Annotated in this window: 22 protein-coding genes; 15 read left to right on the forward strand and 7 right to left on the reverse strand. The window is 65.0% G+C overall.

All coding sequences use genetic code 11. The annotated features are described in order from the left end of the window. Positions 1-21: 21 nt before the first annotated feature. From H597_RS0112940 to H597_RS0112950, 3 genes are read right to left on the reverse strand one after another with little or no spacing between them, the layout of a single operon-like run. A complete protein-coding gene (locus H597_RS0112940; RefSeq protein ID WP_028102522.1) occupies positions 22-342 on the reverse strand; it encodes a DUF2288 domain-containing protein in 321 nt (106 codons plus the stop codon). A 9-nt stretch (positions 343-351) separates the two neighbouring features. Then, the gene (locus H597_RS0112945) at positions 352-1,035 is read right to left on the reverse strand and encodes an RES family NAD+ phosphorylase (RefSeq protein ID WP_035374056.1); all 684 of its coding nucleotides are present in this window, start codon (positions 1,033-1,035) and stop codon (positions 352-354) included. Next, complete coding sequence (locus tag H597_RS0112950; RefSeq protein ID WP_028102524.1) at positions 1,036-1,473, reverse strand: MbcA/ParS/Xre antitoxin family protein; 438 nt, start codon at positions 1,471-1,473, stop codon at positions 1,036-1,038. It lies immediately after the preceding gene. 124 nt (positions 1,474-1,597) lie between these two features. Between H597_RS0112950 and H597_RS0112955 the strand changes: the two genes are divergently transcribed. From H597_RS0112955 to H597_RS0112965, 3 genes are read left to right on the forward strand one after another with little or no spacing between them, the layout of a single operon-like run. After that, positions 1,598-3,034, forward strand: a complete 1,437-nt coding sequence (locus H597_RS0112955; protein ID WP_028102525.1) for a type VI secretion system baseplate subunit TssF — start codon at positions 1,598-1,600, stop codon at positions 3,032-3,034. Then, positions 2,929-3,807, forward strand: coding sequence for a type VI secretion system baseplate subunit TssG (locus H597_RS0112960; protein WP_154668087.1), 879 nt, complete (start codon positions 2,929-2,931; stop codon positions 3,805-3,807). The genes H597_RS0112955 and H597_RS0112960 overlap by 106 nt, the downstream gene beginning before the upstream one ends. A gap of 31 nt (positions 3,808-3,838) precedes the next feature. Continuing rightward, positions 3,839-4,288, forward strand: a complete 450-nt coding sequence (locus tag H597_RS0112965) for a YybH family protein (protein WP_028102527.1) — start codon at positions 3,839-3,841, stop codon at positions 4,286-4,288. Here the strand turns inward: H597_RS0112965 and recJ are convergent, their stop codons facing one another. Together recJ and H597_RS0112975 are read right to left on the reverse strand one after the other, a co-directional pair. Next, positions 4,289-5,983, reverse strand: a complete 1,695-nt coding sequence (gene recJ, locus H597_RS0112970; RefSeq protein ID WP_028102528.1) for a single-stranded-DNA-specific exonuclease RecJ — start codon at positions 5,981-5,983, stop codon at positions 4,289-4,291. It abuts the gene before it with no gap. Further along, positions 5,980-6,984 (reverse strand): hypothetical protein, encoded by a 1,005-nt coding sequence (locus H597_RS0112975; protein ID WP_028102529.1) that lies wholly within the window; start codon positions 6,982-6,984, stop codon positions 5,980-5,982. The genes recJ and H597_RS0112975 overlap by 4 nt, the downstream gene beginning before the upstream one ends. Before the next feature lie 65 nt (positions 6,985-7,049). Between H597_RS0112975 and H597_RS0112980 the strand changes: the two genes are divergently transcribed. The 7 genes from H597_RS0112980 (at position 7,050) to dcd (ending at position 14,989) form a co-directional block, all read left to right on the forward strand. Beyond that, positions 7,050-8,300: a lipoprotein-releasing ABC transporter permease subunit gene (locus tag H597_RS0112980; protein WP_035374057.1), complete on the forward strand. Its 1,251-nt coding sequence runs from the start codon at positions 7,050-7,052 to the stop codon at positions 8,298-8,300. Beyond that, the gene (locus H597_RS0112985) at positions 8,293-9,555 is read left to right on the forward strand and encodes a lipoprotein-releasing ABC transporter permease subunit (RefSeq protein ID WP_028102531.1); all 1,263 of its coding nucleotides are present in this window, start codon (positions 8,293-8,295) and stop codon (positions 9,553-9,555) included. The genes H597_RS0112980 and H597_RS0112985 overlap by 8 nt, the downstream gene beginning before the upstream one ends. Then, positions 9,548-10,225 carry a lipoprotein-releasing ABC transporter ATP-binding protein LolD gene (gene lolD / locus H597_RS0112990; protein WP_028102532.1) on the forward strand — a complete coding sequence of 226 codons (678 nt, stop codon included), beginning with the start codon at positions 9,548-9,550 and terminating at the stop codon, positions 10,223-10,225. Before H597_RS0112985 ends, lolD begins: the two co-directional genes overlap by 8 nt. Before the next feature lie 10 nt (positions 10,226-10,235). Beyond that, positions 10,236-11,039 carry a TatD family hydrolase gene (locus H597_RS0112995; protein WP_028102533.1) on the forward strand — a complete coding sequence of 268 codons (804 nt, stop codon included), beginning with the start codon at positions 10,236-10,238 and terminating at the stop codon, positions 11,037-11,039. Between the two features lie 25 nt (positions 11,040-11,064). Continuing rightward, on the forward strand, positions 11,065-13,479 hold the full coding sequence (locus H597_RS0113000) for a DNA internalization-related competence protein ComEC/Rec2 (protein WP_028102534.1): 2,415 nt from the start codon (positions 11,065-11,067) through the stop codon (positions 13,477-13,479). A gap of 63 nt (positions 13,480-13,542) precedes the next feature. Beyond that, positions 13,543-14,382: an alpha/beta hydrolase gene (locus H597_RS0113005; RefSeq protein ID WP_028102535.1), complete on the forward strand. Its 840-nt coding sequence runs from the start codon at positions 13,543-13,545 to the stop codon at positions 14,380-14,382. A 40-nt stretch (positions 14,383-14,422) separates the two neighbouring features. Then, positions 14,423-14,989 (forward strand): dCTP deaminase, encoded by a 567-nt coding sequence (gene dcd / locus H597_RS0113010; protein ID WP_028102536.1) that lies wholly within the window; start codon positions 14,423-14,425, stop codon positions 14,987-14,989. Here the strand turns inward: dcd and H597_RS0113015 are convergent. Together H597_RS0113015 and H597_RS0113020 are read right to left on the reverse strand one after the other, a co-directional pair. After that, positions 14,986-16,473 (reverse strand): HAMP domain-containing sensor histidine kinase, encoded by a 1,488-nt coding sequence (locus H597_RS0113015; protein WP_028102537.1) that lies wholly within the window; start codon positions 16,471-16,473, stop codon positions 14,986-14,988. The genes dcd and H597_RS0113015 overlap by 4 nt on opposite strands. Positions 16,474-16,476: 3 nt before the next feature. After that, positions 16,477-17,160, reverse strand: coding sequence for a response regulator transcription factor (locus H597_RS0113020; protein ID WP_028102538.1), 684 nt, complete (start codon positions 17,158-17,160; stop codon positions 16,477-16,479). A gap of 126 nt (positions 17,161-17,286) precedes the next feature. On the opposite strand from H597_RS0113020, the gene H597_RS30760 reads away from it, so the two are divergent. The 5 genes from H597_RS30760 (at position 17,287) to H597_RS33280 (ending at position 23,123) form a co-directional block, all read left to right on the forward strand. Then, positions 17,287-17,772 (forward strand): Spy/CpxP family protein refolding chaperone, encoded by a 486-nt coding sequence (locus H597_RS30760; RefSeq protein ID WP_051293756.1) that lies wholly within the window; start codon positions 17,287-17,289, stop codon positions 17,770-17,772. Then, positions 17,762-18,289, forward strand: a complete 528-nt coding sequence (locus H597_RS0113030; protein ID WP_028102539.1) for a hypothetical protein — start codon at positions 17,762-17,764, stop codon at positions 18,287-18,289. The genes H597_RS30760 and H597_RS0113030 overlap by 11 nt, the downstream gene beginning before the upstream one ends. Positions 18,290-18,476: 187 nt before the next feature. Beyond that, entirely contained in the window at positions 18,477-19,670 is a 1,194-nt protein-coding gene (locus H597_RS35705) for a hypothetical protein (RefSeq protein ID WP_051293757.1), read from the forward strand. 5 nt (positions 19,671-19,675) lie between these two features. Then, the gene (locus tag H597_RS30770; RefSeq protein WP_051293758.1) at positions 19,676-20,935 is read left to right on the forward strand and encodes a hypothetical protein; all 1,260 of its coding nucleotides are present in this window, start codon (positions 19,676-19,678) and stop codon (positions 20,933-20,935) included. A 13-nt stretch (positions 20,936-20,948) separates the two neighbouring features. After that, on the forward strand, positions 20,949-23,123 hold the full coding sequence (locus H597_RS33280; RefSeq protein WP_051293759.1) for a hypothetical protein: 2,175 nt from the start codon (positions 20,949-20,951) through the stop codon (positions 23,121-23,123). Positions 23,124-23,130: the final 7 nt, after the last annotated feature.

Raw genomic sequence — 23,130 nt, forward strand, 5'->3', positions numbered from 1 at the left:
TCGCCGATGGTCGCGCGCCGTTTAGTGCGGCTTGCGCTTTTCCTGCTGCACGAGAATGAAGGGGCTGACGACGCTGGCCCACAGGTTGGCGTCGCTGGCGATCCATTCCTGGCACTGCTGGTCGGAGACCTTGGCGATCTGGCCGGCATTCATCCAGGCGGAAATGCTGGTCTTGTCGTCGTGGGCGATGCGCACGGCCACCTCGACCAGGTCCAGTTCATCGGCCACCCACACCACATTGCCCTGGGCGAAGTGCTTGAGCAGTTCGCTCCATGGCAGGCGGGCGGTTTCGCGGTTGACTTTGTCGCGGAGTTCCGCGTCTTTTTCTGGTTTCAGCTGCATGGTGTACTCTTAAATCGGGGGAATCTGCTCGACGATGGCCGCCGGCGAACCCCGCCATGTTAACCGATACGCCGGGCCTTTGCGAACATTGCCCACCAACGCTGGGCGGAAGCAGGCCAGGTTGGTGCCGCCCGGGCGGCGCACGCTCGGGTAGATGATGCCCGTCGAGCCTTCGGCCAGCAGCTCGCGCGCCAGGCGCTGCGAAGCGACGTAGCTGTCCGGATCGAGGCTGGCGGCGTACTGGGGCAGGCCGCAGATATCGTGGAACTGGGCGCTGAAGTCGGACAGCAAGGCCTGATAGGTCACGCTGTCGTCGAAGCGGTTGATCTCCGCGTACTCCACGGTCTTGTGGAAGATGACTTCCGCCAGCGACGTCTCATGCTCGAAGCCGCAGTACCAGGCACCCCGCTGGCCGTCGTTGAAGCGGCTGCCTTGCGGGCGTGCATAGGTGAAGGCGGCATTGATGCTGCGGTAATTGGGGACGTAATAGACCAGTTCTTCGATGCCGATGCCGAGGGCGCCGCCATGTTCGGCGCGCAGGCGGGCATTGGTGGCGTTATCGAGCTCGAACAGTTGGCGCAACTCGGCGTCGTTATCGGCGAGGGCGGACAGCACAGAGTCTTCCTTTTCCACGAAGCGCGAAGGGATCAGGCGGACGGTGTCGAATTGGCGCAGCAGGCGGAATGGCGGCAATTACAGGCCTCCGCGACGGGCGTCGAGTAGTTGGCGCACGGTTTGCATGGCGAGGATGCCGCCCGCTTCCATGTAGTCGAGCGGCGTACGGCCGCCGAAAATGCTGTTGGTGTTGGCGAGGCTGACCCAATCGTCGGCCAGCTTGTCGCCGTAAATGATGTGCAGCGATTTATAGATACCCAGAAGGTAGGAAATGCGGGTGATGCGGTCGACTTCCAGCACCCGGTCGGGGTGTTTTTTCCATTCGTAGAAGGCGCTGCTGGACAGGCCGCCCAGCAATTCCCGCGCGTCTTCGTCGCGCAATTTCCAGGCGGCGGCCAGTTTGAAAAATCCCTTGAGGGCGACGTGCGACAGGCGCTCGCGCTCTTCTTTCCGGCTCAGGTCGACTGGCTGCGGGATGACGTATTCGCTATTGGGGTAGGCAAAGGCGGGATGCATATATCCTCCGTTTATGGATTATTTATACTCCATTTCCGTGCTCGTTGCAAGTGTTTGCGGGGTGTCAAAGCGAAGGTTGCTGCCTGGTGTCAATATTGCATCACGTCATCTACGAGGGGGCGCGATGGAGCAGATACTGCCGGCGCTGGAGGGGCAGTTGCGGCGTTTTCGCCTGAATGCGGCCTATCTGGCGGCGCTGCACCCCCGCCTGGCGAGCCAGCTCGGGCGGAATGGCAGGCATGCTGACGCTCATGTTGACCGTCTGGTGCAAGGCGTCGCCATGCTCCACGCCCGCACTGCGCTGACGATGCAGAGAGCGCGCCGCCAGCAGGATGAACACCTGCTCGAATTGCACTATCCCGGCCAATTGCCCCCCTTCCCGGAGTGCCGGATCGAGGCTGGGGACGCCAGCGTTGCGGTCACCACTGCCCGCTATCGTCCGGGGCCTGACGCGGCGATTGAGCTGGAACTCGAATTGGACGGGGTTGAACCGCGCCGCGCACTGGATGTCTTCATCGATGGCGAGGCTGCCTTCAGCGCCGCGCTGCGTAGCGCCTTGCTGTCAGCGGACGGCCATGTGGCGCTTGCCCGCCCGGCAATAGGCGGCGAATGGCTGGAACTTCCGCGATGGCCGTTCGCACCGACGGGACTCGATCCCGATGAGGGATTGCTTCCCCGGCCACCTGGAGCACATGCCGGGCTGGCGCTGCTGCGGGAGTTCTTCACCTTTCCGGCGCGTTTTAATGTCATCCGTCTCGACCTGTCCTCGTTTGCCGGGGCCGGGCGATGGGCGCTCCGGCTGCCAATCCGTGGCGCCAAAGCGGCCCAATCATGCCTGCTGCAAGCGCTGCATGCCAGTCATCTGCGTGCCGGGTGGACGGCGCGGGCCTGCCTGCAGCGTATTGCCGCTGCTCCGGTAATTTTGAATGGCCAGCAGAGCGAATACCTGGTTTCGGTGCCGCCGGAACTGGAAATCTTCAGCCTCGACCGCGTCCAGGTGGACGGCGCCGCAGGCAGCGGCTGGGTCGCTCGCCGCGTAGAGGGCGCAGTCCCCGGGCACGAATGGCGAATCGCATTCCGTGCCGAATGTGCCTGGCGGGTTGGCGCCGTCGCTTCGATTGAGACGAGTTGCTGCCGGCGGAACGCCGTCCTTGGACGGGCCGCACGCGGGGCCGGCTGCCGCTGGCAGTTGAATTCACTGCTCGCGCTGGACCATTCGCCGCTGGGCACCGCGGCGCTGCGCGAGCTGATGGCGACGCAGGCGATCAGCAATGCGCCGGCATCGCAGGCAATCATCGATGCCGTCCAGGGCCTGGAAGTGCAGCCTGCGCTGCTTTGCCCCAGCGGCGCGGCGCCGTTGCAAGGCGCCGGCATCCGGCTGCACGTCGATGTGGCCGCGTTTGCGGGCTGCGGCCTGCTGCTTTTTGCGCAGGTCATGGATCGCTTCTTTGCCGAATGCGCCCATATCAATACATTTACCCGGCTGGCGCTGGTGTCGGCCACTACCGGCGAGGAGCTGATTCGATGCAAAGCGAGGAACGGCGGCATTTTGCTGGAGTGAATCCGGACGATGTGCACCGGTATGACATCTTCCGGTTGGCGGCAGCACTACCGGCTCCCGAATGGAGGAACAGCGTATCGCTGGCTTTCCCGCCGAGCGACGCCGCTGCGCTGGAGGGCAACGCGGTAACGCCTGCCAGCATCGGATTGCTCGGTATGGCCGGCGCGCTGCCTTATAGCTATACGGAGGCGGTTGCCCGCTCCGGCGGCACGGCGGCGCGGGCCTTCATGGATCTGTTGTCGGCGCCGGCTATCGGCTTGTTCTGCCGTGCATGGCAGCAGGCGCGCCCCGAGTGCACGCCACTGCCGGCCATGCCAGTCCTGCGCGGGCCCCTGAGGGCAAGGGCGGTCGGCGAGATCCTTTCGCAGGCTCTCGGCGTGCCGGTGCATATCGAGCAGTTCTCCGTTCTCAGGGCTAGCCTGGCGCGCGACCAATGCACGACGCTGGGAGCCGGCAATGCGCACTGCGGGCAGGGGGCGCTGCTCGGCGGGAGCCTGCGGCGCCTCGATAGCGCAGTACGCATTCATATAGGCCCGCTGGATCGGCAGGCCGCCCAATTTTTCCTGCCCGGCGCCCGCGGCGCCTTGTCCTTGGCACAGCTTTGGCGCGGCACCGCCGGCGACGCGGGACTGCGGGCCGAGGCCTGTGTCCACCTGCTGCCCGGGGCGGGCGAGGGAGCAACGCTGGGGGCGTCTGCGAGGCTGGGGTACGACGCGCTGGTGGCGGCGCGGCCGCTCGGCGAGAGGGATGACTTGCGCTACCGCCTTTGCTAGTATGGGCCACCCATGATGGCAAGGAGTTAATATGAAGAAGACGGCCCTGCTGGCGCTCGCGATGTCCCTGGCTTGTACAGGCGCGTTCGCGGCACCCTCCAATGCGGAATTGAAGCAGCAGGTTACGGAGACTGAGCGCGCCTTCGCAGCCACGATGGCGAAGCGCGACCACCAGGCCTTCACGTCCTTCCTGGCCGATGAAGCGGTCTTCTACAACGGCAGCAAGGTCCTGCGCGGCAAGGACACCATCGCAGCGGAATGGAAGGCGCTGTATGAGAAGCCCGAAGCCCCATTCAGCTGGGAGCCGGACCAGGTCGACGTGCTGGATTCGGGCACCCTGGCGCATTCTTCCGGCCCGGTGCGCGATCCACAAGGCAAGGTGATGAGCCGCTTCAACTCTGTCTGGCGCCTGGAGGCTTCAGGCAAATGGCGCATCGTGTTCGACAAGGGCGAACGGGTTGGCGACTGCAAGAAGCCGTAATCAGGCCGATTCGGCGTGTTCCACCAGCAGCTGGACGCGGGTGACGCCGTTGTATTCATTGGCATCCAGGCGGAAGGCCACGCGGGCGCGCTCCCCCAGCGCGTCGGTATGGCCGAACCAGATGGCGTCGAAACGTATGCCGTTCTTTTCCAGCATCAGCTTGAGATGGCGGTCTTTCAGGATGCGCTGGCTTAGCACGCGGAATTCATCGCAGAACACCGGCGGCGCAAAGCCCTGGCCCCAGACCTGCCCATCCAGCAGCTCGATGAACTGGGTGGTGTAGCAGCCGTCTTCCAACGGACCGTCGGTTTCGACCACGCGTTCCAGTTGCGACTCGCTCAGCCAGGCCTGGCCGACCGCTTCGAATGCGGCGCAGAAATGTTCGAACGCTTCGGCGCGCAGGCTCAGGCCCGCCGCCATGGCGTGGCCGCCGAATTTGTCGATCACGCCGGGGGCCCGTTTTGAGACCAGGTCCAGCGCATCGCGCAGATGGAAGCCGGGAATCGAGCGCCCGGAGCCCTTGATCATGCCGTCGCCGGCCGGGGCGAAGGTAATGGTCGGACGGTAGAAGCGTTCTTTCAGGCGCGAAGCGACAATCCCGATCACGCCCTGGTGCCAGCTGTCGTCGTAGACGCAGATGGTGGTGCTTTCGGCCGGCTGGAAATCGTCCAGGTGCAGCAGCGCGCCATCCTGCATCTCCGCTTCGATTTCGCGGCGCTTCAGGTTGATGTCGTTGAGCTGCTGCGCCAGTTCCCAGGCGCGGGTTTCATCGTCGGTCAGCAGGCATTCGATCCCGAGCGACATGTCTTCCAGCCTGCCGGCTGCGTTCAGGCGCGGGCCGAGGGCGAAACCCAGGTCGAAAGGCGAGGCGCTGCGCGTGGCACGGCCGGCAACGCGGAACAGGGCGGCGACGCCGGCGTGCATGCGGCCGGCGCGCATGCGCCGCAGGCCCTGCGCAACCAGGATGCGGTTATTGGTATCGAGCCGCACCACGTCGGCCACCGTGCCAAGCGCCACCAGGTCGAGCAGGGAGTCGAGCTTGGGCTGGTTCTGGGCGTCGAATACCCCGCGGCGGCGCAGCTCGGCGCGCAGGGCCAGCAGGACGTAAAACACCACGCCGACGCCGGCCAGGTGTTTGGACGGGAAGCCGCAGGCCGGCTGGTTCGGGTTCACGATGACGCGCGCATCGGGCAGGCTGTCGCCGGGCAGGTGGTGGTCTGTCACGACAACGTCGATGCCGCGCCGCTTGGCTTCCTCCACGCCTTCGATACTGGCGATGCCGTTATCGACGGTAATGATGATGTCGGGCGACTTCTCGCGGGCGGTCAGTTCGACGATTTCCGGGGTCAGGCCGTAGCCGTATTCGAAGCGGTTGGGGACAATGAAGTCCACTTTGGCGCCCATGGCGCGCAGGCCGCGAATGGCTGTTGCACAGGCGGTGGCGCCGTCGCAGTCGTAGTCGGCCACGATGACCATGCGCTTACCGGCCGCTATCGAGTCGGCCAGGAATTCAGCTGCACGGTCGATGTGCAGCAGGCCGGATGGCTGGATCAGGGCGGCCAATTCACTGGACAGGTCGGCCGGATCGTTCAGACCGCGGGCCGCATACAGGCGGGCCAGCACTGGGTGGATGCCGCCTTGGCGCAGCTTTTCAGCGTCCTGCGGCGGGCAGGGACGGATGGCGATACGGGTCATTGCGTGAGATTCTTCAGGTTCTGTGCGCGCCAGAATTTGCGCAGGGCAGATTTGGTGCAGCGGATTTCGGTCCAGCCGTCGCGGTCCGTGAGGATTAATGCCAGTTCGGAGATTCCCCCGCCGCGCAGCGCGGCCAACAGGGGGGCGAACCATTCGTGTTCGAGCTGCCGCATGGCGCCCAGCCAGGCGCCCCAGTCGTTGCCGGCCCCCATCGGAATCAGATGGGGCAGGACGATGGTTCCTTGTTCACCGGGGGCAGCCTTGGCACCCGGCGCGGCCAGGGAGGCGAGCCAGGATGGGAGCATGCCTGCCGCGGGAATTGCGGCGACCGCGATTGGATTTGTCGCTGCCGCCGCCTGGCTGGGCGCAGGCGCCGAAGCGCCACCCCACATCCAGAAGGAATTCACCGGCGCCAGGCCGCGCTGCTGGCGGGCCTCGTTGACGGGATGCTCGTGCCACAGCATCTGAATTTCGTTTTGCAGCTTCTTGAACGCGAGGGCGGTTGGTCCGGCAGGCATCCAATCGGCCAGGTTGCTGCCCATGGCGGCGTCCGGCGACGCCGTTTCCAGGCCCTGCCAGCCGTCCGCGCGCATGAACCAGGTCTGGGCGTCGCCCCACACCAGTTCCTCAAAATAGGGCTTGGCCAGCTCGAACAGCACGCGCGCATCGGCGTCGTCCAGGTGCAGGCGGCGCGGGTCGGCCAGCACCAGGTGGTTGCGCGCCAGCTGGATGTGCACCGGATGCACGATGAACCAGTGTCCCGCGTCCGGCTTCAGACCGAATCCGCGCAGGACAGCCGCCGCCAGCGGCGCGCCAAGGGCCTGCGCCAGCCATGTTTCGTGCGGCAAAAGGCGGCTGTCCTCGCCGCTGCGATGCCTTTTAAGCAAACTATTGCGCGAAAGCAATGCCGCCAGGGCGGGGGCCTGCAGGTGGCGGGTGAGTTCCGAAGCCAGTTCGGCGGGCGGCAGTGAAAAGGGGATAACGACGGTCGTGGAAGCCATGCGGCATTGTAGTGGAATCTCTTTATATGGCAAACTGCGTGCTTTACTGTGTCAATTTATTAAAAATGCCGTTTGAATGGCTGGTTGGCCTGCGCTACACGCGCGCGGGCAGGCGCAATGGGCGCAATAGCTTCATCTCATTTATCTCCGCGATTTCGATGGCAGGCATCGGGCTAGGCGTCACGGCCCTGATCGTCGTGCTGTCCGTCTACAACGGCTTTCAGACGGTGGTGACCGAACGCATGGTGTCGGTGCTGGGCCATGTGGAAATCTACGATCCGCGCGGCGTCGGGCTGGAAGACTGGCATGCGGTTGCGGCCGATGCCGCCCGCAACCGGCAGGTGACGGGGGCCGCGCCATTCCTCGAACTGCAAGGGATGCTGGTGCATGGCGGCGACCGGCTGCAGCCGTCCATCGTGCGTGGCGTCCTGCCGGGCGAAGAGCCCAAGGTGTCCGACATCGGCATGCGGATCACAGAGGGCAGCCTCGATGACCTGAAACCGGGCGCTTTCAATATCATCCTCGGCGCCGAACTGGCACGCGAGCTCGATGTGAAACCGGGCGACCGGGTGGCGCTCGCCATCTCGCAAGGGAATTCGGTCTCGAATATGGCGCCCACCATGCGCTCCTTTACGGTGGCGGGCACTTTCGAGGTAGGGCACAACCAGTTCGACGCCGGCCTGGCCCTGGTCCACATGCAAGATGCCCAGGAAATCATCAACGCCTCCGGCCCGTTCGGCATCCGCCTGCGGTTGCAGGATATGCAGAAATCGCGGGCGGTGGCGGATGAACTGCGCACCGTATTGCCGGCGAACCTGGTGATCTACGACTGGACCAAGCTGAATACGGCCTGGTTCGCGGCCGTCAAATCGCAGAAGAACATGATGTTCATCATTCTGACCCTGATTATCGCTGTGGCGGCCTTCAACCTGGTCGCCACGCTGGTCATGACCGTCACCGACAAGCAGGCCGACATCGCCATCCTGCGCACGCTGGGCGCCTCGCGTTTCTCGATCATGAAGATTTTTGTGGTGCAGGGCGCCCTGGTCGGCGTGTTCGGCACGGCCATCGGCGTTGTTTGCGGCGTGCTGCTGGCGCTGAATGTCGGCCACATCGTGGGCGGGATCGAGAAAACGTTCGGCATTCACTTCCTGGCCAAGGAAATCTACTTCATCAGCGCCGTGCCTTCCGATCTGCGTTGGAGCGATGTCGGCGCGATTGGCGCGACTTCCTTGCTGCTGGCGCTTGTCTCAACCCTGTATCCAAGCTGGCGGGCCTCCCGCGTGAAACCCGCGGAGGCCCTGCGTTATGAGTAAAAACCTTCCTTTCGAATGGTTCGTTGGCTTGCGCTACACCCGCGCCGGCAAGCGCAGCGGCCGTAACAGCTTCATTTCCTTCATTTCGCTGATCTCCGTCGGCGGCATCGCCCTGGGCGTGGCGGCCATGATCATCATCCTGTCCGTGATGAACGGCTTCCGCAAGGACGTGACCGGGCGCATGCTCTCGGTGCTGGCCCACGTGGAAGTCTTCGAGCGCGGCGCCAGCCTGCCTGACTGGCAGGGGCTGGCTGCCAAGCTGCAGTCCAATCCGGAAGTGACCGGCGCGGCGCCGTTTGTGCAGGCCCAAGCCATGCTCTCCCACGGCGGCGAAGCCCTGCGGCCGGCCGTGGTGCGCGGCGTTCTTCCCGCCCAGGAGCCAAATGTGTCCGATCTTGCGCGCACCACGCGCTACGGCAGCTTCAATGATCTGCAGCCGGGCGAATTCCGCATCGTGCTAGGGATCGACCTGGCGCGCGCGCTGCAAGTCAACCTGGGCGACAAGGTGACCATGGTGCTGCCACAGGGGACCGTCACCCCGGCCGGGATCGTGCCGCGCATGCGCAGCTTCACGGTGGCCGGCGTGTTCGTGGCGGGACACCAGGAATTCGACAGCAACCTGGCTTTCATCCACATCGAAGACGCGCAAAGGCTGCTGCGGCTGGACGGCCCAGCGGGCCTGCGCCTGCGCCTGGCGGACATGAACCGTGCGCCGGAAGTGGCGCAAGCGCTGCAAAAGCTCGTCCCGCAAGAACTGACTGTACGGGATTGGTCAAAACTCAATGCGAACTGGTTTGCGGCAGTGCAAACTGAGAAACGCATGATGTTCATCGTGCTGGCGCTGATTGTTGCGGTGGCGGCTTTCAACCTCGTTTCGACGCTGGTCATGACCGTGACCGACAAGCAGGCCGATATCGCCATCCTGCGCACGATCGGTGCTTCGCCGCGTTCGATCCAGAAGATCTTCGTGATCCAGGGCGCCCTGGTCGGTTTGCTGGGCGCGCTGCTCGGCGTGGGCGGCGGCGTGCTCGTTTCGCTGAATATCGATGTCATTGTTCCATTTATTGAAAACCTCTTGGGAGTGCAGTTCTTGCCGAAAGATATCTACACAATCAGCACCGTGCCATCGGACATGCATTGGTCCGATGTCGGCGTGATCGGCGTGGTTGCCGTGCTGCTGGCATTCGCGGCGACCTTGTATCCAAGCCGCTGGGCTGCCAACGTCAAACCTGCGGAGGCCCTGCGCTATGAGTAATGTGCTGAACTGCCGCAACCTCGGCAAAACCTTCACCCAGGGCAGTTATTCCGTCAAGGTGCTGGAAAAGATCGACCTGTCGGTGCAGCGCGGCGAGCGTGTGGCGATTGTGGGCGCTTCCGGCTCCGGCAAATCGACCCTGCTGCATTTGCTCGGCGGCCTGGATACGCCCAGCTCGGGCAATGTGGTCCTGAAGGGCAGCGATTTCGCTTCGCTCAACGAAACGCAGCGCGGCGACCTGCGCAACCAGGAGCTGGGCTTCGTCTACCAGTTCCACCACCTGTTGCCTGAATTTTCGGCACTGGATAATGTGGCGATGCCTTTGCTGATCCGCCGCATGAAGCGCGCCGAGGCCGAGCGCAGGGCGCAGGAAATGCTGGCCCGGGTCGGCCTGGCCAAGCGTGTGACCCACGTGCCGGGTGAATTGTCCGGCGGGGAGCGCCAGCGCGTGGCCCTGGCGCGTGCGCTGGTGACCGAGCCGGCCTGCGTGCTGGCCGACGAGCCGACCGGTAATCTGGACCATACGACTGCGGAACAGGTGTTCGATCTGATGCTGGAGCTGTCGCGCACACTGGGCACGGCCTTCGTCATCGTGACCCACGATTCCGGCCTGGCAGGACGCTGCGACCGCATGCTGCGCCTGACGGACGAAGGCTTAAATCCTGCCTGAGGCTAGCGCCATGTGGATCGATACCCATTGCCACCTCGATGCCCACGAATTCGGCGAGCAGTCGCTGGCGCTGGCGGCCCGGGCGCAAGAGCGTGGCGTGGACATGGTGGTGATTCCAGCGGTCGAGCGCGGGAACTTCACGGCGGTGCGCGCGCTGGCGCACCGGGCGCCCAATGCCTCATACGCGTTGGGCATCCACCCGATCTATATCCCGCATGCCGTGGAGGACGACCTGCTGTTCATGCGCGACGCCGTGGCCCAGGCCATGGCGGATCCGCGCTTCGTTGCGATCGGGGAGATCGGACTCGATTTCTTCATTCCCATGTTGTGCGAACCCGCCATGCGCGAAAAGCAGGTGTTTTTCCTGCGCGAGCAGTTGAAGATCGCCCGCGACTTCGGCTTGCCGGTGCTATGCCATGTGCGCAAGTCGCAGGACCAGGTCTTAAAGCATGTGCGGCAGGTCGGTCCGGCCGGTGGCATCGCGCATGCATTCAATGGCAGCTTCCAGCAGGCGCAAGCCTATATCGACGCCGGCTTCAAGCTGGGCTTCGGCGGTAACCTGACCTTTACCCGCGCGCTGCAGATCCGGCGGCTGGCCGCTGAACTGCCGATTTCCGCCATCGTGGTTGAAACGGATGCGCCAGATATATCACCGTCCTGGGTGCACCCTGGTGTGAACACGCCCGCCGAAGTAGCAGGGATCGGCGAGGCACTGGCCGGCCTGCGCGGCGAAGCCCCGGAGCAGATCGCCAGGGCGACCACGCAGAATGCTTTGGATGTAATGCCGCGCTTGCGGGCCTTGATGGCCGCCTGACCGGCCAGCCAACCGGGGAGGGGAGATGCGCTGCGCAATCCTCGGCCTGATCGGTGGCGTCGCCTGGCTCCACACGCAATCCCTATTGCCCGGCGAAGGTTTGCAGGCAGCCTGCGCAGGGGCAGCTCTGCTTGCCGCATGTCTTGCCGCGCGTGTCGGCAGGCTGCGGCGCGCGGTCTTTGCTGCGATTGCGGGCGCGCTGGCCGGCTTCGCATGGGCCGCCTTCGTGGCGCAAGGCGCTTTGTCGAACGAGTTAGCGAAGGCTGATGAAGGGCGCGACTTCGAAGTGGTCGGCACGATCAATAGCCTGCCAGGCAAGCAGGATGGGGGCACACGCTTCAATTTCTCGGTGGAGTCGCCATCGGAGGTGCCGCCGCTGATTGTGCTCTCATGGTACGCCGCTACCCGGCCTGGCAGCGGTCCGCCGCCTCCCGATGTCCTGCCTGGAGAGCGCTGGCGCTTGAAAGTCCGTCTCCAGCGCCCGCACGGCAACGCCAACCCATATGGCTTCGATTATGAATTGTGGCTGCTTGAGCAGGGCATCCGCGCCACCGGATACGTGCGGGCGGAGGGCGCCAATGAGCGTCTGTCCGGTTTCGTGCCGACCGCCCACAATATCGTCGAACGCGCCCGCTACGCTATCCGCGACCGCATCAACGCGGCACTGCCTGGGGCGCATTATGCAGGCGTGATCGCCGCGCTGGCCATGGGCGACCAGCGCGGTATCCCGCAGCAGGATTGGCAGGTCTTCAACCGCACCGGTATTTCGCACCTGATTTCCATTTCGGGCCTGCACATCACCATGATCGCGGGGCTGGCTGCAGGGTTGGCGGGCTGGCTTTGGCGCAAATCGTTCTTTGTGCCGGCATGGCAGCTGCCCTTGCTGCTTCCGGCGGCCCGCCTTGCGGTGATCGCCGGCTTCCTGGCTGGATGGGGGTATGTCGCCTTGGCCGGTTTCGGCGTGCCGGCCCAAAGGACTTTATATATGCTGGCAGTCGTCGCGGTTTCGATCTGGCTCGATCGCCAGTCCGCGATTTCGCACATTCTTGCGCTGGCGGCCGGCGTGGTCGTGGTCCTCGACCCGTGGGCGGTCATGTGGCCGGGTTTTTGGCTGTCGTTCGGCGCGGTCGCCGCCATTCTCTACGCCACAATGGGGAGGATGACGCTGGCGCCCAGCCAGCAGGCCGTTCCAGGCATGGTCCGCAGCCCGGAGCGTCTGGAACGCTGGCGCCACAATCTGCGCCTGGCGGGTCTTACCCAGTTTGCCGTCACAGCCGGTCTTGTGCCATTGACAATACTGCTGTTTTCGCAAGTTTCGTTGGCCAGCCCGCTCGCCAACGCGGTTGCCATTCCGCTTGTCAGCTTGCTGGTCACACCGCTGGCGTTGTTGGGGTGTGTCCTGCCCGATCCTTTGGCCGGGCCGGTGCTGCAGTTCGCGCACTGGCTGCTGGAAGTCCTGCTCACCGGGCTGCAGTGGCTTTCGGACCAGCCGCTGGCCGTGTGGGCCGCCCCGGCGCCGGGCTGGCCAGTGTTTGCCTTCGCGCTGGCCGGTACGATGTGGTTACTCGCGCCGCGCGGCTGGCCCTTGCGCTGGCTGGGATTGGCCTGCTGGCTGCCGCTGCTGGCTGGGCGGCCTGAAAGCCCGCCGGCTGGCGTGTTGCGGGTCATTGCGTTCGATGTCGGGCAGGGCATGGCCCTCTTGGTAGAAACCAGCACACACCGCCTGCTGTACGATACCGGCCCCGCCTACACGCCGGAGACCAATGGCGGCAATCGTGTCATCCTGCCTTACCTGCGGGCGCGCGGCATCAACGCATTGGATGGCATGATCGTTACCCATAGCGACAGTGACCACTCGGGCGGCGCCTTGTCGATATTGAACGATATCCGCATCGGATGGGTGTTGTCTTCCTTACCGGCGGGGCATCCGATTGTCACAACGGCGGCGCAGCACGCGCATTGTGTTACAGGACAGGCCTGGGAGTGGGATGGCGTGCGCTTTGAAATGCTGCAGCCGACAGCCGCCAGCTACGCCGATCCGGGTCTCAAGACCAATGCGCGCGGATGCACGCTGCGCATCGCCACGACAGGCGCCAGCATGCTGCTGCCCGCCGATATCGAGGCGCCGCAGGAGGCTGCGCTGGTGGCAACAATGCCCGAAAAACTACGCGCCAATATCCTCCTGGCCCCGCATCATGGCAGTGCCACCTCGTCCACCCCGGCTTTCCTAGCCGCGGTACATCCCCAACATGGCATCTTCCAGGCCGGCTACCGGAACCGTTACCACCACCCGCGCGCCGACGTGCTGCAGCGTTACGCTGACTTGGGGGCGGTGACCTGGCGCACCGACGAATTGGGCGCAATCTCCGTGGAGTTGGGTGCCGCGATGCAGCTCAGCGCCTTCCGCACGATACACGCCCGTTACTGGCACGGGCGTTGAACCTGAGCGATAATTAGAGGTTTTGTACGAAACAGTTGTTGCCATAGCTTTTAGAATAAGTTGATGACGAAACCGAAAGTCCATTTCGCCCACGCGAACAGTTATCCGGCGGGCACCTACCGCCAATACTTCGAATTCCTGGGCCGGGATTTCGAAGTGCAGGCGCTCGAGATGCACGGCCATAACCCCCGCTACCCGGTGGAAGACGGCTGGGCCAAGCTGGTGGAAGAATTAATTGCCGAACTTGAAACCCGCTACCGCAAGGAGCCGGTGATCCTGGTCGGCCATTCGCTGGGCGGGATGCTCAGCCTGATGGCGGCGGCCCAGCGCCCGGAGCTGGTGCGCTGCGTGGTCATGCTCGATTCCCCCGTGGTGGCCGGCTGGCGCGCCAATTTCTGGCGCTTGTTCAAAGGCACGCGCTTCGCCGACCGCTATTCGCCAGCGCGCTTCTCCGTCAAGCGCCGCAACGTGTGGCCGGACTACAAGGAGGCCATGCGCCACTTCGCCAGCAAGGAAGTCTTCGCCGCCTGGGCGCCGGGCGTGCTGCAGGATTACCTGGACAACGGGCTGGTAGAGCATCCGGAAGGCCTGCAGCTGCGCTTCCGCCGCGAGATCGAGACGGCCATCTACCGCACCCTCCCGCACCATATCGGTACGCTGGTGAAAGACGGCTTACCGGTACCGGTGGCCTACCTGGCGGGCGATAATTCGGTGGAAAACCGCCAGGCCGGCCTGGAACACACGCGCAAGCTGGTGGGGCGCAATTTCCGCATGATGCGAGGTTCGCACCTGTTCCCGATGGAGATGCCGCGCCATGCAGCGGAAACCACGGGCGAACTGATTCGCCAGATGCTAGGCAAGGAGCTGCAAGCGGCCGAGGCGCCCCAGCTCAAGCGCGCCTGATGTAAAATCCGCACCATTAAATAAAATAGAAAGTCCTGCGATGACGATTAAAAGCGATAAATGGATACGCCGTATGGCGGAACAGCACGGGATGATCGAGCCTTTCGAGCCCGGCCAGGTACGCTCCGTGGATGGCCGCAAGGTGATTTCCTACGGCACGTCCTCCTACGGTTACGACATCCGTTGCGCCGACGAGTTCAAGGTTTTCACCAATATCAACAGCACCATCGTCGATCCGAAGAACTTCGATTCGAACTCCTTCGTCGACGTGAAAAGCGATGTTTGCATCATCCCGCCGAATTCCTTCGCGCTGGCCCGCACCATCGAGTACTTCCGCATTCCGCGTAATGTGCTGACCGTCTGCCTGGGCAAGTCGACCTACGCCCGCTGCGGCATTATCGTCAATGTAACCCCGTTCGAACCTGAATGGGAAGGCTATGTGACCCTGGAGTTCTCGAACACCACCCCGCTGCCGGCCAAGATCTACGCCGGCGAAGGCTGCGCCCAGGTGCTGTTCTTCGAAAGCGATGAAGTCTGCGAAACCTCGTACAAAGACCGCAACGGCAAGTACCAGGGCCAGCACGGCGTGACCCTGCCGAAGGCTTAAGCAGCAGGCAGCGGGAGAGCAAGCTCCACACAAAGTCCGCCGCCGATACGATTGGCGGCGGCGATGCGGCCGCCGTGCTGCTGCACCACCTGCTGGGCGATCGCCAGGCCCAGTCCATGCCCGTCCACGTCCTTTTCCGTGCCGATGCTGCGGTAGAAGGGCTGGAAAATCTTCCCCAGGTCTTCCTGCGCCACACCAGGTCCGTGATCCATTACGCGGATGCGGATGAAGCGCGCGTCCAGTTCTGTCTCCACCTGTACTTTGCCACCGTCGGGGCTGTGCTTGATCGCATTGCGCACCACGTTTTCGATGGCGCGCGCCACGAGCTCGGGCTGGCCGTTCAGCTGGGCGTCGGCGTCGCCGCGATAGGCGACTTCGCGGCCGTTGGTGGCCGCTTCGAACTTGGCGTCCTGCAGGACTTCATCCAATAGTTCGCCAATGCTGAATTGCTGACTAGGCGCGTCGACAGCGCCCGCTTCCAGGCGCGACAGCGTCAGCAGCTCGCCGACCAGTTTGTCCATACGGACGCTTTCCCGTTCGATGCGCTCCATCGAAGTGGCGGCTTTTTCCGGCTGCTGGTGCGCCAAGCCGATCGCTGCCTGGAGGCGGGCCAGCGGGGAGCGCAGCTCGTGCGAAACGTCGTGCAGCAGGTTTTTCTGGCCATCCAGAAGGGCGCGCAGGCGGGCCGTCATGCGGTCGAAATCGCAGCCCAGTGTGGTGAGCTCGTCGCCTCCGGCCCGCTGCTTGGCGGGGAAGCGGGGCGCCAGGTCGCCGCTGGCGGCGGCGTCGAAGGCTTGCCGCAATGCGCGGATCGGCCGCGCGAAATACCAGGCCAGTAAGGCCGCGAACAACAGGCTGGCCACTACCGCCGCGGCGATTGGGATGAAGGGCGTCAGCGGACGGAAACGGGGCGGCGGGCCGCCTGCTTCCCCGCGCCCAGGCTCTCCCGGCGGTGGGGGCGCGGCATCGCCCGGCGGCGGCGGGCGGCGGAAGTCGTGGCGCCGATAGACTTGCGGATCAAGCCCGGGAATTCCCGAGCCGGCCAGGAGTGGGCGCGAATCCGGGCCATCCAGCGCGCCAAGATGGCGGCGGGAGGGGAGGAACAGCAGGTAGCGCTTGCCATCGGGCGCGCTGACGCTCCTGACGCCGCGCGGGTCGGGGCCGGCCAGCATCTTCTGCGCCTCGGAAATCATGCCCGGGCTGGCGATACGTCCGAGCAGCTCCTTGCCGTCGTCCCCCACCGCATAAACGCGATGGCGCGGCATATTCTCCAGCAGCTGCCGCAAACCATCGGTGCCACCGAAGGCCAGTGTGGCAGCTGCGGATTCAATCGACATTTCGGCCGGCGGGCCCGTTTCAATGTCGGAAGCGCGGGTTTCGGCGGCCGCGCGCGCCTTCAGCCAGACTGCACCGCCAATCGCCGCGGTGGCCGCCAGCTGCGCCAGCAGGATCGAAAAGAAGAACTTCCAGAATAGACGCCCCACGGCTTACTCCCGAATCAGCTGGTAGCCCAGGCGGTAAACGGTCTGCAGGCAGGAGCGGCCGTCCGCGATGGCGCCCAGTTTGTGGCGCAGGCTGCTCATATGGACATCGATATTGCGGTCGAAGCGCGCCATCGGCCGTCCCAGTCCTTGTTCCGACAGGATGTTCTTGCTGACAGGCTTGCCCGCGTTGCGCGCCAGGACTTCCAGCAGGTTGAATTCAGTGCTGGTCAGGTCCAACGGCACGCCGGCCCAGGCCGCACGCCGCTGATCCGGCCACATGCTCAACTGGCCGACCATCAGCGGGCCGTTGCCCGTGTCGGGTGTCGCCTGGGTGCGGCGCAGGATGGCGCGGATGCGCGCCGTCAGCTCGCGCGGCGTGCAAGGCTTGGTGACGTAGTCGTCGGCGCCCAGTTCAAGGCCGACAATGCGGTCGGTATCGTCGCCGCGCGCAGTCAGCATCAGGATTGGCATCTGGCTCACGGCCCGGATGCGGCGCAGTGTTTCGAGCCCGTTCATGCGCGGCATCATCACATCGAGGATGGCGATGGCGTAAAGGCCGGTGAGGGCGGCCGCGGCGCCGGTTTCGCCATCGTGGGCGGTGGCGACATCGAAGCCTTCCTGCGCCAGGTATTCCTGGAACATACCGACCAGCTCGACGTCGTCATCAATCAATAGGACCTTGTTCATGCGGCCATGATAACAAATCGCCCCAGCCGGGTTCCTCCATCTTTACACGGTTTTACCGCCTACTTACGGCGCTTTACAACCCGTAGCCAGAGAATGGAATTTCACAAACTTCCCTGGAGATTCACGATGAACAAGAGCACATTGATCCCGCTGATGCTGGCCTCCGTCCTGGCGCTGCCCCTGCTTGGCCGCGCGCAAGAGGGCATGCCGCTTGAGGGCGAGCGTCCGCCGCATGGCGCGGGCTTCGGCGGTCGGCATGGCGAAATGCATGGGGGCCGGGCGGGCATGCATTTTCTGCATGGCCTGGAGTTATCGGAGAGCCAAGAGGACAAGCTGTTCCAGTTGATGCATAGCCAGGCGCCGTACCTGCGCGAACAGGAACGCGCCCATGACAAGGCAGTGCGAGCCCTGCACGAGATGGGCAATGCCGACAAATTCGACGATGCCGCCGCGGCCAAGCTGGCGCAGGCGGCAGCGCAGGCACAGGCGAACCTGATGCTGGCCCATATCCGCTCGCACCAGAAAGTACTGGCCCTGCTGACTCCTGAGCAGCGCAAGCAACTCGATGAGCGCAAGGCGCACCCGCAACGAGGAGGCTTCCATGAACGTTAATTCAATCAACAGCAGCAGCTTCGCCAGCCAAGTCGCTTCCGGCGGTGGCGCCGATAAGACGCGCCAGGCGCCGCCACCGCCGCCTCCCGGCCCGCCGCCGGGCGAGGGCGGTTTTGTCAGCGCCATCGGTGCGGCGCTGGAATCCCTTGGCGTAAGCGAGGTGGCGGCCAGCGACAAGGACAATGCCGCATCGGCGATCGGCAGCTTCCTGCAGGAGCTGATGGCCTCCTTGCATAAGCAAGGTGAAGCCAAAGGCGCCCAGCCTGGTGACGGCTTTGGACGTGGGGGCCCGGGCCGCCTGGCGGACGACTTGACTAGCCTGGTCTCTTCGCTGCAAAGCGATTCGCCGGAGTCCGCAGAGGCATCATCGCTGGAGACGTCATTTTCCTCGCTGCTCGAATCGCTGGGCGCGGACAGCAGCGACTCCCAGTCCAAGCTGGCCGGCTTCCTGCAGACCCTGGCCGACAAGCTGCCGCAATCCGGCAGCAGGGGCAACCTGGTTAACACCACGGCCTGATCCTCGCAGCGGCGCCGCTGAACCTGGCGGTCGCTGCCTGATCCTGACCGGGCGAAGTACGTTTCGCCCGATTTCCCCCTTTTCGGCTCCGCGCGAAACGCAGTTCGCCGTGAGGGCCCCCGCGCCCCGGGGCCGCGCTGGCACGCGCCTTGCACTAGTCCTCGTGTGGCCTAGGCATGGAGAAAGCATGGACCGTCTGATCAGCTATCGACCGGAAGTGGAGCTCGCGCCGGCGGCAGCGCATGCCGCCTGGCGCGACGACAGCCTGGCGCAAGCGGCCGAGCTGCTGTCGGCGCACCGGGAAGGGCGCTTGCCGGCCTGGTTGCGGCGCGCGGCGCCGGGCCTGGACAGCGTCCTGCCCGCGCTCGCGCAGCAAGTGTTGGCTGCCGGGCCCAAAGCTGGCCGCCTGCTCGGCATGGAGCTCGAAGGCTTGAGCCCCGAGGACCGCGAATTCGAAACCGCGCGCCAGTTCATGCGCTTCGCCGGCCTGGCGGCGCGCCGCGCACGCCAGGCAGCCCGGGGCGACCCGCGCCAGGTGCGGCGCGCCGCGCTCAATCTGGCGGCCAGGCAGTATGCGCCGGGCTTGCTGCCCGCCATCGTCAATATCATGGAACGGAGTCCCGTTCCAACATCCGCAGTATCACATCAAAGGGGGCTAATCATGCACGACACCGACCGTACCACCCTGGAATTCGGCAACGAGACTTCCTATGAAGGGGAATATGAGTTTGGCGAATCCGAATGGGGCGGCGAAATGGGCCAGCAGGGCATGCTGACCGAAGCCGAGGAAATGGAACTGGCCAGCGAGCTGCTGTCGGTGACCAATGAAGCGGAGCTGGAACAGTTCCTGGGCAGCTTCCTGAAAAAAGCGGCATCGTTCGCCGGCAATGTGATCCGCTCTCCCATCGGCAAGGCCATCGGCGGCGCGTTGAAAGGCGTGGCCAAGAAGGCGCTGCCGCTGGCCGGCGGCGCGATCGGCGGCTATTTCGGCGGCCCGCTGGGCGCCAAGATCGGCAGCGGCCTGGCGTCGGCGGCAGGAGGTGCCTTGGGGCTGGAGGCGGAAGGCGAGCTGTCCGGCGAGGACCGTGAATTCGACGGCGCGCGCACCTTCGTCAAGGTGGCGGCCGATACCGTCAATCGCGCCGCCCAGGCCCGCGGCGGCGATCCGCGCCAGATTGCCATGCAGGCCGCCACCGCCGCCGTGCGCCAGCACGCCCCAGGCTTGCTGGCCAGGGCGGGCCAGCAATTCGGCCAGGGTGGCCAGCAATTCGGCCAGGGCGGGCAGCAGTGTGGAGCCGGGCGCGGCGTGGCCGGCGCATCCCATGGCAACACCGGACGCTGGGTACGCCAGGGCCGCAAGATCGTGCTGTACGGAGCCTGAGCGGTATGAGCCCCTACGCCGCCTGGATGCTGGCACAGGAGGCGCGCTCCTTGCTGGCGCGCCTGGCCCGTGTGCTGCCGTTTGCCCTGATCGAGCCGATGGTGCCGGCGGCCGCGCTGCAGCCTGCGGCCCAGCTGGGCATCGAACGGCAGCTGTTGTCCGGGCGGCGTGAGTTGCGGGTCATGGTGCGCGGTTTCCTGCGCTGGCTTGGCAGCGCGGCGGGGCGGCGCGCCAGCGCTGCCGATGCGCAGCGCCGCTTCACTTTCTTGCGCATGAAGTTCAATGCCGCTTTGATCCAGTTCGACTTGTTCAACGACGTGATCACCCAGCGCAGCGAGCACCGCAACGGCGTCTGGCTGGCGGGCCTGGACGTGGCGTCGGCCGATGCCCTGGCGCTGCGCGGCGGCTACTACAACGCGCCGCCGGTGATCTGTTATCTCGACCGCGGGCCGGGCGCGGCGATCCGGCGCGCGCGCACCCGCCTGCCCGGCGGCGGCGACAACCCGGTGGCCATCATCCGCGTGCCGCGCGAGCGGATGGTCGGCGCCAGTATCGCCTCGTCGCTATTCCACGAAGTGGGGCATCAGGGCGCCGCCTTGCTGGACCTGGTCAACTCGCTGCGACCGGTATTGCAATCGCTGCAGTCCGGCGCCACGGGGCCGGTGCGGGTCTGGAAGCTGTGGGAACGCTGGATCTCGGAAATCGTCGCCGACTTCTGGTCGCTGGCCAGGGTCGGCGTGGCGGCGACCCATGGCCTGATCGGGGTGGTCAGCCTGCCGCGCGTGTTCGTCTTCCGCATCAACGCAGACGACCCGCATCCGGTGCCGTGGATACGGGTGCTCCTGAGTTGCGCCATGGGCGAGCGCCTGTTTCCCCACCCGCAGTGGCAGCGCATGGCGCGCCTGTGGGAGTCGTACTACCCGCTGGAGGGCCTGCCCGAGGGCGACCGGCGCTTGCTGCTGGAGCTGCGCGCCTCGATGCCGGCCCTGGCTGGCCTGCTGGCGAACCACCGGCCGGCCCTGCTGCGCGGGACGTCGCTACCGCAGGCGCTGCAGGTGACGCAACGCCAGCCGGCCTACCTGGCGCTGCTGTTCCGCGTGTGGCAGCGCAAGCCCGAACGCATGTACCAGGCGGCGCCGGTCCTGGTTTTCGCGGTGATCGGGCAGGCGCGCGCGGACGGCATCCTGGGCCCGGAACACGAAAGCATCCTGCTGGCGCGCCTGTTGACCCACTGGGCGCTTCGCAACACCTTGACCGACCTTTGAGGAGAGCATCATCATGGCAAAGAACGTAACGCAGGCGAAGCCCGCTGGCGGGCATGGCCGGATCGACGTGCATGTGCGCGCACTGACGCCGGCGCACGGCGCGGTGCCGGTCGTGCATGCAAAGCTCAACTTGTACCAGCTGACCCAGGGCGAGGCCGACGCGCTGAGGGCGACCAGGCGCGTCGAAGGCCAGAAAGCCGCGGTCGACGTCAACCCGGCCTGGACGCTGGCCGGCCACGCCCACACCGGAGCGTCCGGCGATGCGCACTTCGGCAGCCTGGAAAACGCTGCCTATATCGTGCTGTATATGAACGTCAGCCCGTTCGACAAGAACATGGTGCGCGGGCGCCTGATCGTCATCAGCGACGGCGACACGCGCGGGGAATGCGGTTATGAACTGGACACCAAGTTCCGCCTGGAGACCGAGTTCTACGCCAACGGGGAAAAGCAAAAGCGCCTGCACGGCCTGGTCGGCGACCATGCATGGGTCACCGTCAAGCATGATGCCAACGACACCAATCCGATGCCGGACATGTACTACGTGCCGGAAGCGCCTTTGCAAAGCCAGGGGAAGGATGGGGTGGAGTCCAGCGCGCGCCTGAATGCGATAGGCGCCACCGAAGTGGCGGTCAACGTGCATATGCGCGCCTATGGCGACGACGGGACGGTCGACGTGGGCGATACCGCACACTACCGCAATGCCAAGGATGTGATTGTCGATGAGGCCAGCCCATTGCAGGTGGCCGGCAACATCACGACCCATGCTTCGCGCACCGAAGCCGAATGGCGCCCCGTCATCGCGCACTGGACGCTGATCCGCAACAGCGCGGAGGCGCTCTCTTACAACAACTACCAGCTGTTCATCGAACACCTGTTCTGCCACGCCTCAGGCGCGGTGGTGCCGGACTTTGAACGCGACCGCTTCCGCGACAAGGAGCAGGCGTTCCACGCCTTGGAAAAGCGCCGGGCCTTGCCGTTCAGCGATACCGATTCCTACCGCGTGCTGAAAGCGGCCACCGAGGCGTTCGTCATGGTCAACTGCGGCGTGCTGCGCACCCCGTATGCCTTCCGCCCCCAGGACGACGCCGAATACCTGGACCGGCGCGACCTGCCCGACGACCGCAAGCTGGAAGATGAGCTGGTCAGGCGCTACCTGACGTCGCTGGACCAGAAATCCCGCATCCTGCCTTACCTGGCCCTGATCCGCAGCAAGCTGCCCGATGTGCGGATCCAGATGGAGCACAAGGACGAACACGACGCCGAGCTGTGCGCGGGCTTCATCCGCGAACGCCTGGTCAATCCCTGCATGATGGAGCTGATCTGGGCGTATTGGCAGGAGGAGGGCATGCTGGTGCAGACCATGAACGCCATCACGCGCCGCTTCCAGAACGTGCGTGCCCTGGCCCACGGCAACGGCCCCGACCCGCTGGCCAATATGGAAGTGGACATGCTGCGGCCGTTGAACAATCTGCTGTGGGGCTATATCCAGGACGAGCAGCACCGCCTGAGCGTGGTGCGCCGCAACTACGAGTACGACCACCACTACGGCATCCACCTGGATGGCCGGGCGGTGCGCGACTTCCGCCCGGCCGACAGCCGCTCAAAATTCATCGAGGCCTTCCACAACCTGCTGCGCCAGTTGATGCCGTTCTACCGCCAGGACGACGACACCACCGTCAAGGCCGACGCCTTCCCCATCCTGAATGCGCTGAAGGAAGTGCACCTGATCCTGTCGCAGGGCGCGCACAACCAGTTCGGCGACCTGCCGTCGACGGCGCGCATCGAAATGCTGATGCAGCAATGGCTGCTGGCGCGCCCCGAATTCCGTGAATTCCTGCCGACGCGGTTGATGGTGGCCCACCCGGAACCCTGGATGGACCGGGTCGACGCGATGAAGAAAGTGCAGGGCTGGAGCGACACCAGCATCGCTCATTTCCGCGATCTGGCCATGTTCGGCGAACAGCTGCTGCTGTCGATCCGCTTCAGCCATTGGAGCGAGGTGTACGACCCGACGGAGGCCTTTGCCTGGGCGCGCTTCTGGCGCCCGCAGGCGCAGGGCTATATGCACGCCTACCGTGCCGTCACCGGTGTCGACCTGACGGCCGAGACGGCGAACCCGAAACTGGAGTCGACCATGCCGTCGGTGCTGCTGCGACAGCGGCTGGAGGCCATGCTGCGCACCGCGTGAGGCGGCG

This window comes from Pseudoduganella violaceinigra DSM 15887, assembly GCF_000425385.1.
In the GTDB taxonomy this organism is placed as follows: Bacteria; Pseudomonadota; Gammaproteobacteria; order Burkholderiales; family Burkholderiaceae_D; genus Rugamonas; species Rugamonas violaceinigra.

Excerpts from the sequence above, each read along its gene's own strand:
- H597_RS0112940 (WP_028102522.1), bottom strand. The coding sequence starts at position 342 with ATGCAGCTGAAACCAGAAAAAGACGCGGAACTCCGCGACAAAGTCAAC.
- H597_RS0112950 (WP_028102524.1), bottom strand. The coding sequence starts at position 1,473 with ATGCATCCCGCCTTTGCCTACCCCAATAGCGAATACGTCATCCCGCAG.
- H597_RS0112955 (WP_028102525.1), top strand. The coding sequence starts at position 1,598 with ATGGAGCAGATACTGCCGGCGCTGGAGGGGCAGTTGCGGCGTTTTCGC.
- H597_RS0112960 (WP_154668087.1), top strand. The coding sequence starts at position 2,929 with ATGCGCCCATATCAATACATTTACCCGGCTGGCGCTGGTGTCGGCCAC.
- H597_RS0112965 (WP_028102527.1), top strand. The coding sequence starts at position 3,839 with ATGAAGAAGACGGCCCTGCTGGCGCTCGCGATGTCCCTGGCTTGTACA.
- recJ (WP_028102528.1), bottom strand. The coding sequence starts at position 5,983 with ATGACCCGTATCGCCATCCGTCCCTGCCCGCCGCAGGACGCTGAAAAG.
- H597_RS0112975 (WP_028102529.1), bottom strand. The coding sequence starts at position 6,984 with ATGGCTTCCACGACCGTCGTTATCCCCTTTTCACTGCCGCCCGCCGAA.
- H597_RS0112980 (WP_035374057.1), top strand. The coding sequence starts at position 7,050 with ATGCCGTTTGAATGGCTGGTTGGCCTGCGCTACACGCGCGCGGGCAGG.
- H597_RS0112985 (WP_028102531.1), top strand. The coding sequence starts at position 8,293 with ATGAGTAAAAACCTTCCTTTCGAATGGTTCGTTGGCTTGCGCTACACC.
- lolD (WP_028102532.1), top strand. The coding sequence starts at position 9,548 with ATGAGTAATGTGCTGAACTGCCGCAACCTCGGCAAAACCTTCACCCAG.
- H597_RS0112995 (WP_028102533.1), top strand. The coding sequence starts at position 10,236 with ATGTGGATCGATACCCATTGCCACCTCGATGCCCACGAATTCGGCGAG.
- H597_RS0113000 (WP_028102534.1), top strand. The coding sequence starts at position 11,065 with ATGCGCTGCGCAATCCTCGGCCTGATCGGTGGCGTCGCCTGGCTCCAC.
- H597_RS0113005 (WP_028102535.1), top strand. The coding sequence starts at position 13,543 with ATGACGAAACCGAAAGTCCATTTCGCCCACGCGAACAGTTATCCGGCG.
- dcd (WP_028102536.1), top strand. The coding sequence starts at position 14,423 with ATGACGATTAAAAGCGATAAATGGATACGCCGTATGGCGGAACAGCAC.
- H597_RS0113020 (WP_028102538.1), bottom strand. The coding sequence starts at position 17,160 with ATGAACAAGGTCCTATTGATTGATGACGACGTCGAGCTGGTCGGTATG.
- H597_RS30760 (WP_051293756.1), top strand. The coding sequence starts at position 17,287 with ATGAACAAGAGCACATTGATCCCGCTGATGCTGGCCTCCGTCCTGGCG.
- H597_RS0113030 (WP_028102539.1), top strand. The coding sequence starts at position 17,762 with ATGAACGTTAATTCAATCAACAGCAGCAGCTTCGCCAGCCAAGTCGCT.
- H597_RS35705 (WP_051293757.1), top strand. The coding sequence starts at position 18,477 with ATGGACCGTCTGATCAGCTATCGACCGGAAGTGGAGCTCGCGCCGGCG.
- H597_RS30770 (WP_051293758.1), top strand. The coding sequence starts at position 19,676 with ATGAGCCCCTACGCCGCCTGGATGCTGGCACAGGAGGCGCGCTCCTTG.
- H597_RS33280 (WP_051293759.1), top strand. The coding sequence starts at position 20,949 with ATGGCAAAGAACGTAACGCAGGCGAAGCCCGCTGGCGGGCATGGCCGG.